This window comes from Streptomyces sp. Ag109_G2-15 (genome assembly GCF_900215565.1).
Lineage (GTDB): Bacteria > Actinomycetota > Actinomycetes > Streptomycetales > Streptomycetaceae > Streptomyces > Streptomyces diastatochromogenes.
Genome location: NZ_OCNI01000001.1, coordinates 3,457,897 through 3,472,974, shown reverse-complemented (window position 1 = coordinate 3,472,974; position 15,078 = coordinate 3,457,897). Strand labels below are relative to the sequence as shown.

Genomic DNA, 15,078 nt, shown 5'->3' with positions numbered 1-15,078 from the left:
ATGCGACCGATAAACGGGGATGACGTGATCGCGGCCGTCGAGGGCAGCGCGACGACACTGGGCACCGCGGTGGACCGGGACTGGAAGGGCGTCAAGGCCTGGCGGATGGAGTGGAGTTGCCAGGAGACGGCCGAGCACGTCGCGCAAGCCCTGTTCGGGTACGCGAGCCGCCTGGTCACCGGCGCCCAGGACTGGCTCCGCTGTGACCTCACCTTCGACGAGGACGCCGACGGCACCGCTGTGCTGGAGGTGATCCGGTCGACCGGCGGCCTGCTCGCCGCGACCGTCCGCACCACCCCGCGCGAGGTGCGTGCCGTCCACCCCTACCCCTTCGGCAGCGCCGACCGCGAGGGCTTCGCCGCGATGGGCGTCGCCGAGGTGCTGCTGCACACCCACGACATCGCCCGGGGCCTCGGCATCGCCTACGAGCCGTCCGAGGACCTCGCCGAGTCCGTCCTGACCTGGCTCTTCCCGCACGTCCAGCCCGGTCCCGCGCCCTGGCCGACCCTGCTGTGGGCGACCGGCCGCGGCGAGCTGCCCGGCCGCGCCCAGGTCACCGAGTGGCGCTGGCGGAACAACCTCGTCATCCCCGCCGAGCGCTTCACCCTGGTCGGCGTCCGCCCGGCCGCCGCCCGCGACCTCCGCATCGGCGGCGACGGCGGCTTCGAGTGGATCGAGAACGGTCCGTACGAGGGCACGCGGGAGGCCGCCAGCTACCTGGTGAAGGCGTACGAAGCGGGCGTGCACCGGCCCGAGTTCGGCGTCTTCGCCCTCGTACGCCACGAGGACGGCCGCGCCATCGGCGGCATCGGCTTCCACGGCGTCCCGGACGAGGAGGGTCGGGTCGAGGTCGGCTACGACCTCGTCGAGGGCGCACGCGGCCACGGTTACGCGGCCGAGGCCCTGCGCACGCTGACGGAGTGGGCACTGACCCGCGACGACGTCGACACGGTCTTCGCGACGATCGAGGGGGACAACCTTCCCTCGCAGCGGGTGGTGTCCCGGGCGGGGTTCACCCGGGCGACCGTGGAGGAGGAGCGGACGGCGCAGGACGAACACGGCATGGAGAGCGGGCTCCAGCTCTACATCCGCCGGGGCTGAGCCAGAAGACATCCGCCGGGGCCGAGCCGGCAGCCGGGACCTGGTTCAGTCCCGCACCGAAGGAGCCGGCCGCCCCTTCGGACGCCGCAGGCCCGCCTCGGTGAGCCTGCGGACCAGTTCCTTGGAGCCGATCTCCACCGCCCCGGCGGCCACCGCGTCCGCGTACCGGTGCGACGGGATGTCGTAGTGGTCGCGCTCGAAGGCCCGCCGGGGTACGCCCAACTCATCGGCGAACCGGTGCAGTTCGTCGTACGAGACGTCGCTCACCAGGTGCGACCACATGCGCCCGTGGCCGGGCCAGGACGGCGGGTCGATGTACACCGTCACGGGAGCCTCACGAGGACTGCATCCCGCCGGTGGCCCGCCCCAGCGCGCCCACCGCGGCGACCTTCACGCCCGCCTTGTGGCACACCCAGTGCGGGTCGGGCCCCAGTTCCGGCTCGACGTCCAGCGCGTGCGGGTCGCCCGAGCCGCACACCGGGCACAGCGGCCAGCGGCCGTACCGCTCCAGCAGCGCGTCCTGGACGTCCTGCGCGACCAGCCCGGCCACGTAGTCGACGCCGTCCGGCCACTGCTCGACCCACCAGCGGCGCTGCGCGACGGAGTCCTCGACCAGGGAGACGACGTCGGCCTCGGCGACGTCGCCCGCGACCAGATCGGCGAGCACCAGCGCGCGGGCGGCGTGCAGCGCCTGCTCAAGCGGGGTTAGGGACTCCATGGTCCCATTGTGCGCACTCTTGACCGCGAGACCGAAACGAAAATATCTTTCATTGGTGACCCAGGAAGTGAAGGAAATTTTCGGCAGTCCGGGCGGCTCGCTCGCCGCCAAGGTGCGCACCCTCGCCCCTTCCATGACCCGGTCCATGCAGCGCGTCGCCGAGGCGGTCGCGGGCGACCCGGCCGGCTGCGCCGCCCTCACGGTCACCGGCCTCGCCGAACTGACCGGCACCAGCGAGGCGACGGTCGTACGCACCGCCCGGCTGCTCGGCTACCCCGGCTACCGCGATCTGCGCCTCGCCCTCGCCGGGCTGGCCGCACAGCAGCAGTCCGGGCGCGCGCCCGCCATCACGACGGACATAGCGGTGGACGACCCCATCGCCGACGTCGTGACCAAGCTCGCCTACGAGGAGCAGCAGACCCTCGCCGACACCGCCGCCGGACTCGACACCGCCCAGCTGGGCGCGGCCGTCACCGCGCTCGCCGGCGCCCGCCGCACCGATGTGTACGGCATAGGGGCGTCCGGTCTGGTCGCCCAGGACCTCACGCAGAAGCTGCTGCGGATAGGGCTCATAGCCCACGCGCACAGCGATCCGCATCTCGCGGTGACCAACGCCGTGCAGCTTCGGGCGGGGGACGTGGCGATCGCCATCACGCACTCCGGGTCGACAGGGGACGTCATCGAGCCGTTGCGGGTGGCGTTCGAGCACGGGGCGACGACGGTGGCCATCACCGGACGGCCGGACTCTCCGGTGACGCAGTACGCCGACCATGTGCTGACCACCTCCACGTCCCGGGAGACCGAGTTGCGGCCCGCCGCGATGTCCTCTCGGACCAGTCAGCTGCTGGTGGTGGACTGTCTGTTCGTGGGAGTCGCCCAGCGGACCTACGAGAGCGCGGCTCCTGCGTTGGCCGCGTCTTACGAGGCGTTGGCCCATCGGCACCGGAGTTCGCCTCGATAGAACGTACCTAGGGAACTGACCAGCCCTGAACTGGAGAAGAGCCGCCCCCCATGACCTCCACCCCCCGTCGGCTCCAAGCCGAACTCGCCTCCCTGACCACCGAAGCCTTCCGGCCGGAACTCTCCGAGATCGACCAGTTGCCCACCCTCGACATCGCCCGCCTCATGAACGGTGAGGACGCGGGTGTGGCCGCCGCCGTCGGCGCGCGGCTGCCGCAGATCGCCGCCGCCATCGATGCCATCGCCGAGCGCATGGCACGCGGCGGACGGCTGGTGTACGCCGGTGCCGGTACCGCGGGCCGGCTCGGTGTCCTCGACGCCTCCGAGTGCCCGCCCACCTTCAACACCGACCCCACTCAGGTCGTCGGGCTGATCGCGGGCGGGCCCGAGGCCATGGTCACCTCGATCGAGGGGGCCGAGGACTCCGAAGAGCTGGCCCGCGCGGACCTGGACGCGCTGAAGGTCGGCGCGGACGACACCGTCGTCGGCATCTCCGCCTCCGGCCGCACCCCGTACGCCATCGGCGCCGTCGAGCACGCCCGTGCGCTCGGCGCCCTGACCGTCGGACTGGCCTGCAACGAGCACAGTGCGCTCGCGGCCGCCGCCGAGCACGGCATCGAGGTCGTCGTCGGGCCCGAGCTGATCACCGGCTCGACCCGGTTGAAGGCCGGGACGGCACAGAAACTGGTGCTCAACATGCTGTCGACGATCACGATGATCCGTCTGGGCAAGACCTACGGGAACCTGATGGTCGACGTCCGCGCCTCCAACGACAAGCTCCGGGCCCGGTCGCGGCGGATCGTCTCCCTGGCCACGGGAGCGAGCGACGGGGAGATCGAGAAGGCGCTCACCGAGTCGGGCGGCGAGGTGAAGAACGCGATCCTGGCCATCCTCGCCGGCGTCGACGGCCCGACGGCCGCCCGCCTTCTGGAGGAGTCCGGCGGTCATCTGCGTGCCGCGCTGGCGGACGCGGGCACCTGACCCGCACGCTCGGGGCGTGCGCAACGACCCCACTTCCACCGCAGCCGCCGTCCTCGCCCGGGTCGGCGGCCCCGCGAACGTCACGTCCGTCGCCCACTGCATGACCCGGCTCCGGCTGGCCGTCGCCGATCCGACGGCGGTGGACGAGGAGGGGCTGCGGGGGCTGCCCGGGGTGCTGGGGGTGGTCGCGGACGGGGGGTCGTCGGTGCAGGTCGTGCTGGGGCCGGGGGTGGTCGGGGAGGTCACGGAGGCGGTGCGGGAGCGGGTCCGGGAGGTCCCGGAGGCGGTACGGGAGCAGGTCCGGGAGGTCCCGGAGGAGGTACCGGAGCGGGTCGCCGAGGAACCGGGCGGCGGCGCGGGCGCGCGGGTCGCCGATCAACCGGTCGGTGCCGGCGCCCCGTTGAAGGAGCAGCTCAGGCAGCGCAACGCCACCCCCTTCAAGACCGCCCTCCGCCGCATCGCCGCCGTCTTCGTACCGCTCATCCCCGCCCTGATCGGCTGCGGCATCCTCGCCGGGATCAACGGGCTGCTGGTCAACGCCGGTTGGCTGCCCGGCCTGACCCCCGCCCTGGCTGCCGTCGCGTCCGCCTTCATGGCGCTGATCGCGGTGTTCGTCGGGTACAACACGGCGCAGGAGTTCGGCGGCACGCCCGTGCTGGGCGGGGCGGTCGCGGCCGTGGTCGTCTATCCGGGCGTGGCCAAGGTGACCGTGTTCGGGGTGCACCTGGCCCCCGGCCAGGGCGGGGTGCTGGGTGCGCTCGCGGCGGCGCTGCTGGCGACCCGAGTGGAGAAGTGGTGCCGGGGCCGGGTGCCGGGCGCGCTGGACGTGCTCCTGACCCCGACCGTGACCGTCCTCGTCTCCGGCCTGGTCACGCTGTACGGCCTGATGTACGCGGCCGGCGTGGTCGCCTCGGCGATCGGCACGGCGGCGAACTGGCTGCTGGCCACCACCGGAGCCGTGGCCGGACTGGTCCTCGGCGGCCTGTTCCTCCCCCTCGTCATGCTGGGCCTGCACCAGGCCCTGATCCCCATCCACACCACCCTCATCGAGCAGCAGGGCTACACCGTCCTGCTCCCGCTGCTGGCCATGGCGGGCGCGGGCCAGGTGGGCGCGGCGCTGGCGGTCTACGTCCGGCTGCGCCACGACACCTCACTGCGTACGACGATCAGGTCGGCGCTCCCGGCGGGCCTGCTGGGCGTGGGCGAGCCGCTGATCTACGGCGTCTCGCTCCCCCTGGGCCGCCCGTTCGTGACGGCGTGCGTGGGCGGGGCGGCCGGCGGGGCCTTCGTCGGGTTCTTCGCGATGCTCGGGGACCAGGTCGGGGCGACGGCCATCGGCCCGTCGGGCTGGGCCCTGTTCCCGCTGCTGGCGGGGAACAGGGGCGCGGGGGTGGCGGCGGCCGTCTACGGGGGCGGCCTGCTCACCGGGTACGCGGTGGGTTTCGCGGCGACGTACCTCTTCGGCTTCCCCCGCCGCCCGCGCTCCCGTGCCCGCTCCCGCTCCGACTCCGGCTCCCGTGTGGCCGCATCGGCGTGACGGACCGTCGGGACCGTTCGTTTCCCCGGCATGATGAAAAAGCTCCTGGCCACCGCCGCCCTGACCGCCTCCGCCGCCGCCCTCACGGCCCCCGCCGCCCAGGCCGACGACCACTGGACCGCCACCGGCACCGCCCTGTGCGCCGGTGACCTCGTCGTCGGCCCGGCGGCCAAGGCCGTCTCACCACTGCCGCTGGCCGACGCCGCCCCCACCTGCGGCAAGGGAAGCCTCATCCGCAACAAGGGCTGACGGCCTCGCCACCGGCACCCGCTGGATTCAGCGGCTGGGGGGCACGCCAGACAAGGATGTAGCGCCAGAAGAGCCGACCCGACCACGAAAGCTGCACGGGTGGTGCGGGTGGGAACACGGACCCGGCCGAAGGCCGGGTGCCCACCCACCGGCCGGAGGCAACCGCGCTACCGTCGACACCATGAACCACGCCCAGCTCACCGCCCTAGGCCGGGCCCTGCGGCTGCTCGGGGAGCACGGGGAAGCGCTCAACCCCGACACCCCGGACGCCCGGCTGCACGAGGTCAAGGCCGATCTGCGGCGGGCCCTCGACCTGCTGGACGAGACCGTCGGCACCGGCGCGCCCACCACCCGCTGCCCCGAGCATCCGCACGGGCCCGTCGACGAGAGCGCCCCCGATCTGTGCCTGCTCTGCGAGACCCGGCGCCGGGCCGCCCGGCGGTCGGAATACCAGAGCGGCAGGCCACAGCCGGCCGAGCCCGCTGCCAAGGCCCCCTCCCGTTACGGCGTCCGCGCCGACCGCCCCCAGCCCCAGCAGCGATGGCTGCCGGAGGCGTGGAACGGGCGCGAGTGGGAGCTGTGCGGGACGCCCCGGCGGGACCGGCACGAGGCCGAGGCGTATCTGACCGCCCAGCGACGCGGATCCCGGCCCGCCATGGCGTACCGGCTCGTGCACGAGTTCACCGACTACGAGGTGCTCCGGATCTGGGGGACGCCGGTACAGGTCGACATCGAGCCCTTGGGCAACCTCTAGCCGAGAAGGGGCAGGGGCGGGAAGTCGTACCTCTCCCACAGCAGCCTGCTGCGCTCCTCCGGGTAGGCCGTGACCTTCGGCTCCGCGTCCAGGACCTGCACCAGGCGGGCCTCGGTGTCGTACGCCGGCCAGCCCGGGTCTCCCGTGCGGGCGAACGACGTCCACGCGCGGCGGAAGCGGGCGGACAGCTCCTCCGCCTCGGCGGGTATGTCACCCCTGGCGAACAGGAGATTTCCGAGGTCGGCGCGGAACGTGCCGAACAGCAGGGCGATGTCCAGGGCGTGGCAGGCGCCCAGGGCGCCGCCGTTGCCGGGCGCCTCCCAGGTCAGTTCGTAGACGTGGGCCCGGCCGCCGCCCGCCAGCTGGGCCTGGGCGAGGTGCAGGGTCGGTATCGCGAACAGCCAGTCCGTCTGGACCCGTTCGTACAGCTCGGACGCGTCCGCGTCCGGGAAGGCCGCCCGGTAGGCCCGCTCGCCCGCCTCGCCGCCCGGGGCCAGCAGGCGCAGGGCCGCCGTCGTCCGGTCCTCCGTGATCTTGCCGAGCATGGCGCCCAGGACCAGGAACAGGCGGTACTCGTCACGGTTGTGGCCGGTCAGCAGGTCCACGTCCCTGGCCGCGCCCGCCGCGAGGGCCTGCCAGGGGGTGGTGGGCAGGACGTCGCCGTCCACGACCGGGGAGAAGGGCGTGACCGTCGGGGCCGCCTGGCCCCACCGGTCCGTGTACTGGAGCATCTTGGCGCTCAACGCCTGCCCCGCGTCCGGCAGCCGGCGGGGGTCCACCGCAGCCAGATCCGCCGCCGTGGGCCGTCTGCCCGCCTCCGCCGCGAGCGCCCCGGCCATGTCGCGGGCCAGCTCGGCGGAGAAGTACGTGCCCGGCACGCTCTGTGCCACCGCCCGCCGGAACAGGCCGCGGGCCCTCGGCATCGCCAGCAGCGAGGCCACCGAGCCCGCTCCGGCCGACTCGCCGAAGACGGTGACCTCGCCGGGGTCGCCGCCGAACGCCCCGATGTTCTCCTGCACCCACTCCAGGGCCGCGACCTGGTCCAGCAGGCCCCGGTTGGCCGGCGCGCCCTCCAGGAGGGTGAAACCCTCTATGCCCACTCGGTAGTTGAAGGTGACCACGACGACGTCGCCGTCCCGGGCGATGCGCTGTGCGTCGTAGCCGGGCTGGCCGGAGTGGCCCGCCTTGTAGGCGCCGCCGTAGATCCACACCATGACCGGGCGGGCGGCGGACGGGTCCGCGTCGGGCGTCCACACGTTCACCGTCAGCCAGTCGTCGCCCGTGGGGCCGGTCGCCTCGCCCGTACGGCCCAGGAGGCCCGCCTCCTGGGGAGGAGGGGGCCCGAAGGCGTACGCCTCCCGGGTGCCGTCCCAGGGCCGGGCCGGGCGCGGGGCCTGGAACCTGGCCTCGCCGACCGGGGGTTCGGCGAAGGGGATGCCACGGAAGACCGCCAGACCGTCCTCGTGGCGGCCGCGCACCGCTCCGGAGGCGGTGCGCACCACGGGTCCGGCGGTCTCCGCCGCCCGGGCCCCGGACTCGCTCGTCGTCATGCTCGCTCCTCACTGGTCATCAGGGGAACGGACGGGAACGATCACAAGTGCCCGGCCGGCTCGGCCACTTCAGCTCAGCGTCTGCAGGGCGGCCGCGTCGTAGGGCTTCAGCTCGTCGAAGCGGTCCGCGAGCACCTTCGCCGCCCACTCCGGGTCCTGAAGCAGCGCGCGGCCGACGGCCACCATGTCGAACTCGTCGGCCTCCAGGCGGTCCAGGAGGTTGTCGATGCCCTTCACCGGGGAGCCCTCGCCCTGGAAGGCGTTGATGAAGTCGCCGTCGAGGCCGACCGAGCCGACGGTGATGACCGGCTTCCCGGTGAGCTTCTTCGTCCAGCCAGCGAGGTTCAGGTCGGAGCCGTCGAACTCGGGCAGCCAGTAGCGGCGGGTGGAGGCGTGGAAGGCGTCGACGCCGGCGGCGGCCAGCGGGGTGAGGATCGCCTCCAGCTCCTCGGGGGTCTCGGCGAGGCGGGCGCCGTAGTCCTGCTGCTTCCACTGCGAGTAGCGGAAGAGGACCGGGAAGTCGGGGGAGACGGCCTCGCGGACCGCCGCGACGATCTCCGCCGAGAACTTGGTACGGGCCACCAGGTCGCCGCCGTAGGCGTCGGTACGGCGGTTGGTGCCGGCCCACAGGAACTGGTCGAGGAGGTAACCGTGGGCACCGTGGATCTCCACGCCGTCGAAGCCGATGCGCTCGGCATCGGCCGCCGCCTCGGCGTACGCGGCGACGACGTCGTCCAGGTCCTGCTGGGTCATGACCTTGCCGGTCGGCTCGGCACCCTCGGTGACCAGCCCGGACGGCCCGACAGCGGGAGCGTCCGGGTAGGGAGCGTCGCCCTGCTTCCGGACCATGCCGATGTGCCACAGCTGCGGCACGATCGCGCCGCCCGCCGCGTGCACCGCCTCGGCGACCTTCGCCCAGCCGGCCAGCTGCTCCTCCCCGTGGAACCGGGGCACACGGTCGCTCTGCCCCGCCGACTCGTGCCCGACATACGTCCCCTCGGTGACGATGAGCCCGACACCGGCGGCAGCACGGCGCGCGTAGTACGACAGCACGTCCTCGCCCGGGATGCCGCCCGGGGAGAACATCCGGGTCATCGGCGCCATCACGATCCGGTTGGGAACCGTGAGCCCGTTGAGGCTGATCGGGCGGGAGAGGATCTGGGCCGCGCGGGAGGCGGGAGGCGTCGTGTCGGTCACGTGGGGGCTCCTCGGGAATGGATCGGTGGACCGGCTGGTATGTGCACACGCATTGTTGCACCCCCTAAAAGAACCCTCTATGCGGTGCGGCACATTCCGAATCCGGGGCTGACCGCCCTGTGATCCCGGCCACGCCTGAACATCAGGGCAGCTCGACCGCTGCGCGCGAACGGGCATCCCGGTTCAGCCGCCGCACCCGTTCCCGCAACACCTCGTCCGGCGCCACCTCTCCCAGCTCCCCGGGTGGACAGTCCCACTCCCGCCCGCCGCCGACGGGCCGGAGCTGCACATAACCTCCTACGCGCGCCATGACCTCGCCGATCCGCCCGCTCCGTACGTCGACGGCGTACGTCCCGATCTCTCCGGTCACGCATCCCCACCCGACCGCCGCAACGCCGCCGCCAGCCGCGAGGCCACACCCAGGTTGCAGCGGCCGAGGTCGACCAAGGCGTACGGCTGCCCGTCCGAGCCCGTTACTGGGTCGATCCGCAGCGACGGCAGGACGATCCCCACCTCGTGCAGGGCGGCACGCAGCCGCTCCACGGCCTCCTCGGTGGTCCGGGCGGGCCGCTCACCCGTCGTCGAATTCACCGTCTCCATTGCGCCAATCCCTCCACGCTGAGTGTTCGCTTTCACCACACAGCGTGGCCGCCGCCCCCCTAACCTGGCCAGATACGGCGTCCCAACAAACTCTGCTGTCAGATCGGGAGTTGCCATGGCAGGACCGAAGGACCTCGATCCGTCATCGTCGCCGCGCGCGTTGCTGGGTGCCGAGTTACGGCATGCGCGCGAGCGGAAGGGGCTGAGTCAGGAACAGTTGGGCCAGAGACTGTTCGTGAGCGGGTCGTTCATCGGGCAGCTGGAGGCGGGGACTCGGCGGATGCAGCCGGAGTTCGCGCGGATGCTGGACGAAGTGCTGGAGACGGACGGCTTCTTCACGCGGAATTGCAGGGCGGCGGCCAAGTCGAAGTTTGAGGAGCACTTCGAGGTGGTGGCGGAGGCGGAAGCTCAGGCCACTGCGATCAGGGAGTACACGCCGCTCTTGATCCCCGGGCTGCTACAGACGCGCGCGTACGCACAGGCCGTGAACCGCGCGCACGACCCAATGGCGCCAGAGGAGACCATCGAGGAGTGGACGGAAGGCCGGATGGAACGGATCCGTCTACTCGACCATCCAACAAAGCCGTTGTTGTGGGCGGTGCTTGACGAAGCGTCGTTGCGCCGGGAGGCCGGTGGCCGGGCGGTGATGGCGGAGGCCCTGAGCCACATCGTCGACTTGGCCCGCCGGAACCGAGTCATCGTGCAGGTGCTGCCGTTCAGTGCAGGTGCACACGCGGCGATGCAAGGCGCTCTGAAGCTGATGGAGTTCGCGGACGCCGCTCCGATGGTCTACTTCGAGGGAGTGCGCAACCGGCACCTGGAGGACGACCCGGCCAAGGTCGCCCAACTGAGGTTCGTGTACGACCTCCTCGTGGCCTCCGCGTTCTCGCGGGAGAAGTCCCTGGCCCTCATCGAGGCGTTGGCGGAGGATTACACCCATGAGGATCCCTGACTACGACCTGAGCTGGCGCAAGTCGACGTACAGCACCGGCGGCGACAACTGCCTCGAAGTCGCCGACGGCCACCCCACCCTCATCCCCGTCCGCGACTCCAAGACCCCCCTCGGCCCGAAGCTCGCGTTCCGGGCCGAGGCGTGGTCGGTGTTCGTGGAAAACATCAAGCACAGCTGATCCACATCGGCCCCGGGGCTCAAGCGCCAAGCTCCGAGCCGTCTTTGCATGGAATGGGCGGAGGGCTCAACCCACCCTCCCACCCCGCGAGTTGACTTGGCGCGACCGACTTGCGACGGACAGTCACGAGCCTCTAGCGTGCCCGCATAACGAACAACCCCCGCCAGGTGCTGCAACACCTGCGGGGGTTTGACCTACGAGACCGGCAAGGACCCGATCCCGTGGCTGAAGCCAAGCTTAGTGCTGCCCCCCTGCCCGCGCACGCGTCCCCGCACCCGATGGCCAATCCGGGCTACGGCAAACGCTCCGCACCAGACCAACTCCCCTGCACCAACCACGACTTCTCCCACCTCCCGCCCCGCGAAGCCGCCATCGCCGCGTACCTCGACCGCCTCCCCGACGGCGCCGACATCTCGGTGAAGACACTGGCCAAGACACTCCCGTACGGCCAGTGCGCGCTCCGTACGGCGCTCAACCGCATCCAGGCGGCAGGGCACTTGAGGCGAGGCCGGGAACGGCTGGAGACCGACTCGGGCGGCTCGCGCTGGATCACCCGATCGTGGTGGACCCGTACCGCGCGTGACGACGCCTGGTGGGCGGCCTTCACGCGCGGTGACGTACCGGAGGACTCACCCGAACGGCCCGGCCCCACCCGCTCCCGCGCCCACATCCTCCTCGCCGCCCTGGGTCGTACGGCCCCGGTGCTGTCCCTGTCAGCCGCCGACTGCGCGGCGCTCGCCCCGCTGGTGGAGGAGTGGTTCGCGCGCGGGGCCACCGAGGAGATGCTCCTGGCCGCGCTGACCGCGGGGCTGCCGACGCCCGTGCACAGCCCGGCGGCCCTGCTCCGCCGCCGGTTGACCGACAAACTCCCGCCGGAACCACCGGCTCCCCGCCCACCCCGCCGAGTCCTGGAGTGCGCGGAGTGCGGGGTGCCGGGGCGGCCGGAAGCGCTACCGGGAGGCGTATGCAGCGCCTGCCGGGGCGAACGCGCTCCCGCGCACCCTCGTACGCCCCTGCCCGCCCCCGCAGTCCAAGCCCGCGTGGGCGAGATCCGGGCTGCGATGTCCCTGAAGCGACGAGAGAGGACACCCGTATGACCGCTCCTACGGTCCGACGACACAACGCCGGGGCACGATGGAGGGGAGGAGGCGACGCCATGACCCCCAGCACCGCCGAACGCCCGCAGATGCCCATCGAGGACTTCGAGGAACTTGCCAGCGTGGCCCCGGAGAACGTGCGCCTCGAATTCGCCGACGGGCGAGTCCGCACCAAGGACCCGCTCAGCGTCGAGGACTTCGAGGAACTGGAGCGCCGGGCGCCGGAGACCGTCCGGCTTGAGTACATCAACGGGAAACTAGAGGTCAAGGCGATGCCGGACGGCAAGCACCGGTCGATTTACGTGTGGCTGGTGCGCCAGTTTCTGCTCCACCGTCCCGACCTTGATCTCGCGCCCGAGTCCGGGGTCAAGGCCGAGGCGTACCGCAAGGGACGCGCCCGCACCGATGCAGCACTCGCACCCGTGGATCACTTCGTCGAGGACGGCGAATGGTCCGAGGCCGACGGCATCCTGATGGCCCTGGAGATCACCTCCCGCGACCGTGACACCAACCAGCGCGACCGCATCGACAAGCCCATCGGCTACGCCGAGGCCGACATTCCTGTCTACCTCCTCGTCGACCGTGACAACTGCACAGTCGTCGTGTACAGCGAGCCCAAAGACGGCCGCTACCGTCAGTCCCCCTCCTACCCCTGGGGAGCAATCATCGAGCTCCCGCCCCCGGTGAGCATCACCCTCGACACCGAGCCTCTGAAGAAGTACGCCTACTGAAACGCCCAAGGGCGGCACCCCCAGCCAGAAGCTGGACGTACCGCCCTCGGTCCGAAGGACAGGCGATCAACCAGAGGTCGATCAGAAGTCCATGTCACCGCCCGGCATGCCGCCCGGAGCGGCCGCGGCGGCCTTCTCCGGCTTGTCGGCGATGACGGCCTCGGTGGTGAGGAACAGCGCGGCGATGGAGGCGGCGTTCTGCAGGGCAGAGCGGGTCACCTTCGCCGGGTCGATGATGCCCTCGGCGATCATGTCGACGTACTCACCCGTGGCGGCGTTCAGGCCGTGGCCGACGGCCAGGTTGCGCACCTTCTCCACGACGACGCCGCCCTCGAGACCACCGTTGACGGCGATCTGCTTCAGCGGGGCCTCCAGCGCGAGCTTCACGGCGTTGGCGCCGGTCGCCTCGTCACCCTCGAGGTCCAGCTTCTCGAAGACGTTGGAGGCCTGCAGCAGGGCCACGCCACCACCGGCGACGATGCCCTCCTCGACGGCGGCCTTCGCGTTGCGGACGGCGTCCTCGATGCGGTGCTTGCGCTCCTTCAGCTCCACCTCGGTGGCGGCACCGGCCTTGATGACCGCGACACCGCCGGCGAGCTTCGCCAGGCGCTCCTGCAGCTTCTCGCGGTCGTAGTCCGAGTCGCTGTTCTCGATCTCGGCGCGGATCTGGTTCACCCGGCCGCCCACCTGCTCCGAGGAGCCGGCGCCGTCGACGATGGTGGTCTCGTCCTTGGTGATGACGACCTTGCGGGCGCGGCCCAGGAGGTCCAGGGTCGCGTTCTCCAGCTTGAGGCCGACCTCCTCGGAGATGACCTCGCCGCCCGTGAGGATGGCGATGTCGCCGAGCATGGCCTTGCGGCGGTCACCGAAGCCCGGGGCCTTGACGGCGACGGACTTGAAGGTGCCGCGGATCTTGTTGACGACCAGGGTCGACAGGGCCTCGCCCTCGACGTCCTCGGCGATGATCAGCAGCGGCTTGCCCGACTGCATGACCTTCTCGAGGAGCGGGAGCAGGTCCTTGACGGAGCCGATCTTGGAGTTGGCGATGAGGATGTACGGGTCCTCGAGCGACGCCTCCATGCGCTCCATGTCGGTCGCGAAGTAGGCGGAGATGTAGCCCTTGTCGAAGCGCATGCCCTCGGTGAGCTCGAGCTCCAGACCGAAGGTGTTGCTCTCCTCGACGGTGATGACGCCTTCCTTGCCGACCTTGTCCATGGCCTCGGCGATCAGCTCGCCGATCTGGGTGTCGGCGGCGGAGATGGACGCGGTGGAGGCGATCTGCTCCTTGGTCTCGACGTCCTTCGCCTGCTCCAGGAGGGCGGCGGAGACGGCCTCGACGGCCTTCTCGATACCGCGCTTCAGAGCCATCGGGTTGGCGCCCGCGGCGACGTTGCGGAGGCCTTCCTTGACCAGGGCCTGGGCCAGGACGGTCGCGGTCGTCGTGCCGTCACCGGCTACGTCGTCCGTCTTCTTGGCGACTTCCTTGACCAGCTCGGCGCCGATCTTCTCGAACGGGTCCTCGAGCTCGATCTCCTTGGCGATGGAGACACCGTCGTTGGTGATCGTGGGGGCGCCCCACTTCTTCTCGAGGACGACGTTGCGGCCCTTGGGGCCGAGCGTCACCTTCACGGCGTCCGCGAGCTGGTTCATGCCGCGCTCGAGGCCGCGCCGCGCCTCCTCGTCGAACGCGATGATCTTGGCCATGTGAAGTGGTCCCTCCAGGACTGGGGGTGATTCCTTCGGACCGCGCCCGCGCCCGCGACGGACGGCTCGCCGGCCTGTGGTTCCTTGCCCCACCTGGCCTGCGGGCCTCACCGACCCGGTCCTTCTTTGTCACTCTCACCTTCAGAGTGCTAACGCCAATGATTAGCACTCGGCACCCCCGAGTGCAAGCGCCTCGGGCATGCCGGAGGGGGCCTCAGCCGCGCGCGAACAGGGGGCGGCGGGCACGACGAAGGGCCCGTACCCCAGGAGGTACGGGCCCTTCGAAGATGAACAGAAGAACGTCGCTGTCAGTCGACGCGTGCTTCAGCTGGTCGCCAGACGGACCATGTCCGCCTGCGGGCCCTTCTGACCCTGCGAGATCTCGAAGTCGACCCGCTGTCCCTCTTCCAGGGTGCGGTAACCGTCCATCTGGATCGCGCTGTAGTGGACGAAAACATCCGCACCACCGTCGACCGCGATGAAGCCGTACCCCTTCTCCGCGTTGAACCACTTGACGGTGCCCTGAGCCATGCCTAACTCCCCTATTACTGGCCCTTGCACAGATCCACACTTCGCGGACCCGGGTCAGACCTCACCCCCCATTGGTCGGGGGCGTGCGCCGGAACGCGTCGACCGCGGCTGAATGTATCTGTCCAACTGCCGTCTGCAACAGGTCAATCGGACGAGAATTCTGGACGAGACCGGTCCGGAATCTGCCGAGAATTCGTCCGAATTCAGGGCAAGTCGGGCCCTATAAAAGCCACAAAAG

The 15,078-nt window shown here is 71.1% G+C and carries 18 protein-coding genes; 10 read left to right on the top strand and 8 right to left on the bottom strand.

Annotation, left to right across the window (positions count from 1 at the left end; all coding sequences use genetic code 11):
* The gene (locus tag CRP49_RS15660) at positions 1-1,101 is read left to right on the top strand and encodes a GNAT family N-acetyltransferase (RefSeq protein ID WP_179851631.1); all 1,101 of its coding nucleotides are present in this window, start codon (positions 1-3) and stop codon (positions 1,099-1,101) included.
* 45 nt (positions 1,102-1,146) lie between these two features.
* Here CRP49_RS15660 and CRP49_RS15655 read toward each other — a convergent pair whose 3' ends face one another.
* Both CRP49_RS15655 and CRP49_RS15650 read right to left on the bottom strand, forming a co-directional pair.
* Entirely contained in the window at positions 1,147-1,428 is a 282-nt protein-coding gene (locus tag CRP49_RS15655; protein WP_097253911.1) for a DUF4031 domain-containing protein, read from the bottom strand.
* A gap of 7 nt (positions 1,429-1,435) precedes the next feature.
* Positions 1,436-1,819 (bottom strand): hypothetical protein, encoded by a 384-nt coding sequence (locus tag CRP49_RS15650; RefSeq protein ID WP_097253910.1) that lies wholly within the window; start codon positions 1,817-1,819, stop codon positions 1,436-1,438.
* A 55-nt stretch (positions 1,820-1,874) separates the two neighbouring features.
* Between CRP49_RS15650 and CRP49_RS15645 the strand changes: the two genes are divergently transcribed.
* The 5 genes from CRP49_RS15645 (at position 1,875) to CRP49_RS15625 (ending at position 6,300) form a co-directional block, all read left to right on the top strand.
* Positions 1,875-2,780 carry a MurR/RpiR family transcriptional regulator gene (locus CRP49_RS15645; RefSeq protein WP_097253909.1) on the top strand — a complete coding sequence of 302 codons (906 nt, stop codon included), beginning with the start codon at positions 1,875-1,877 and terminating at the stop codon, positions 2,778-2,780.
* Between the two features lie 50 nt (positions 2,781-2,830).
* Positions 2,831-3,760 (top strand): N-acetylmuramic acid 6-phosphate etherase, encoded by a 930-nt coding sequence (gene murQ / locus CRP49_RS15640; RefSeq protein ID WP_097253908.1) that lies wholly within the window; start codon positions 2,831-2,833, stop codon positions 3,758-3,760.
* Positions 3,761-3,776: 16 nt separating this feature from the next.
* A complete protein-coding gene (locus CRP49_RS15635) occupies positions 3,777-5,297 on the top strand; it encodes a PTS transporter subunit EIIC (protein WP_097257376.1) in 1,521 nt (506 codons plus the stop codon).
* 30 nt (positions 5,298-5,327) lie between these two features.
* Positions 5,328-5,546, top strand: coding sequence for a hypothetical protein (locus CRP49_RS15630; protein ID WP_097253907.1), 219 nt, complete (start codon positions 5,328-5,330; stop codon positions 5,544-5,546).
* 181 nt (positions 5,547-5,727) lie between these two features.
* A complete protein-coding gene (locus CRP49_RS15625; protein WP_097253906.1) occupies positions 5,728-6,300 on the top strand; it encodes a hypothetical protein in 573 nt (190 codons plus the stop codon).
* Here CRP49_RS15625 and CRP49_RS15620 read toward each other — a convergent pair.
* The 4 genes from CRP49_RS15620 to CRP49_RS15605 form a co-directional block, all read right to left on the bottom strand.
* Positions 6,297-7,850: a carboxylesterase/lipase family protein gene (locus CRP49_RS15620; protein WP_097253905.1), complete on the bottom strand. Its 1,554-nt coding sequence runs from the start codon at positions 7,848-7,850 to the stop codon at positions 6,297-6,299. The two genes, CRP49_RS15625 and CRP49_RS15620, sit on opposite strands and share 4 nt — an antisense overlap.
* 69 nt (positions 7,851-7,919) lie before the next feature.
* Entirely contained in the window at positions 7,920-9,047 is a 1,128-nt protein-coding gene (locus tag CRP49_RS15615) for an NADH:flavin oxidoreductase (protein ID WP_097253904.1), read from the bottom strand.
* Positions 9,048-9,189: 142 nt separating this feature from the next.
* Positions 9,190-9,417 carry a hypothetical protein gene (locus tag CRP49_RS15610; RefSeq protein ID WP_097253903.1) on the bottom strand — a complete coding sequence of 76 codons (228 nt, stop codon included), beginning with the start codon at positions 9,415-9,417 and terminating at the stop codon, positions 9,190-9,192.
* The gene (locus CRP49_RS15605) at positions 9,414-9,647 is read right to left on the bottom strand and encodes a hypothetical protein (RefSeq protein WP_097253902.1); all 234 of its coding nucleotides are present in this window, start codon (positions 9,645-9,647) and stop codon (positions 9,414-9,416) included. The genes CRP49_RS15610 and CRP49_RS15605 overlap by 4 nt, the downstream gene beginning before the upstream one ends.
* A gap of 115 nt (positions 9,648-9,762) precedes the next feature.
* Between CRP49_RS15605 and CRP49_RS15600 the strand changes: the two genes are divergently transcribed.
* The 4 genes from CRP49_RS15600 to CRP49_RS15585 all read left to right on the top strand — a co-directional run bounded on the left by CRP49_RS15600 (position 9,763) and on the right by CRP49_RS15585 (position 12,605).
* Positions 9,763-10,599 (top strand): helix-turn-helix transcriptional regulator, encoded by an 837-nt coding sequence (locus tag CRP49_RS15600; protein WP_097253901.1) that lies wholly within the window; start codon positions 9,763-9,765, stop codon positions 10,597-10,599.
* Positions 10,586-10,777 carry a DUF397 domain-containing protein gene (locus CRP49_RS15595; protein ID WP_097253900.1) on the top strand — a complete coding sequence of 64 codons (192 nt, stop codon included), beginning with the start codon at positions 10,586-10,588 and terminating at the stop codon, positions 10,775-10,777. The genes CRP49_RS15600 and CRP49_RS15595 overlap by 14 nt, the downstream gene beginning before the upstream one ends.
* A gap of 278 nt (positions 10,778-11,055) precedes the next feature.
* Positions 11,056-11,874 (top strand): hypothetical protein, encoded by an 819-nt coding sequence (locus CRP49_RS15590; protein WP_097253899.1) that lies wholly within the window; start codon positions 11,056-11,058, stop codon positions 11,872-11,874.
* 59 nt (positions 11,875-11,933) lie between these two features.
* The gene (locus CRP49_RS15585; protein ID WP_097253898.1) at positions 11,934-12,605 is read left to right on the top strand and encodes a Uma2 family endonuclease; all 672 of its coding nucleotides are present in this window, start codon (positions 11,934-11,936) and stop codon (positions 12,603-12,605) included.
* Between the two features lie 81 nt (positions 12,606-12,686).
* On the opposite strand, the gene groL is transcribed toward CRP49_RS15585, so the two are convergent.
* Positions 12,687-14,309 (bottom strand): chaperonin GroEL, encoded by a 1,623-nt coding sequence (groL, locus tag CRP49_RS15580; protein WP_097253897.1) that lies wholly within the window; start codon positions 14,307-14,309, stop codon positions 12,687-12,689.
* A 324-nt stretch (positions 14,310-14,633) separates the two neighbouring features.
* Positions 14,634-14,840 carry a cold-shock protein gene (locus tag CRP49_RS15575; protein ID WP_019057200.1) on the bottom strand — a complete coding sequence of 69 codons (207 nt, stop codon included), beginning with the start codon at positions 14,838-14,840 and terminating at the stop codon, positions 14,634-14,636.
* Positions 14,841-15,078 lie beyond the last annotated feature (238 nt).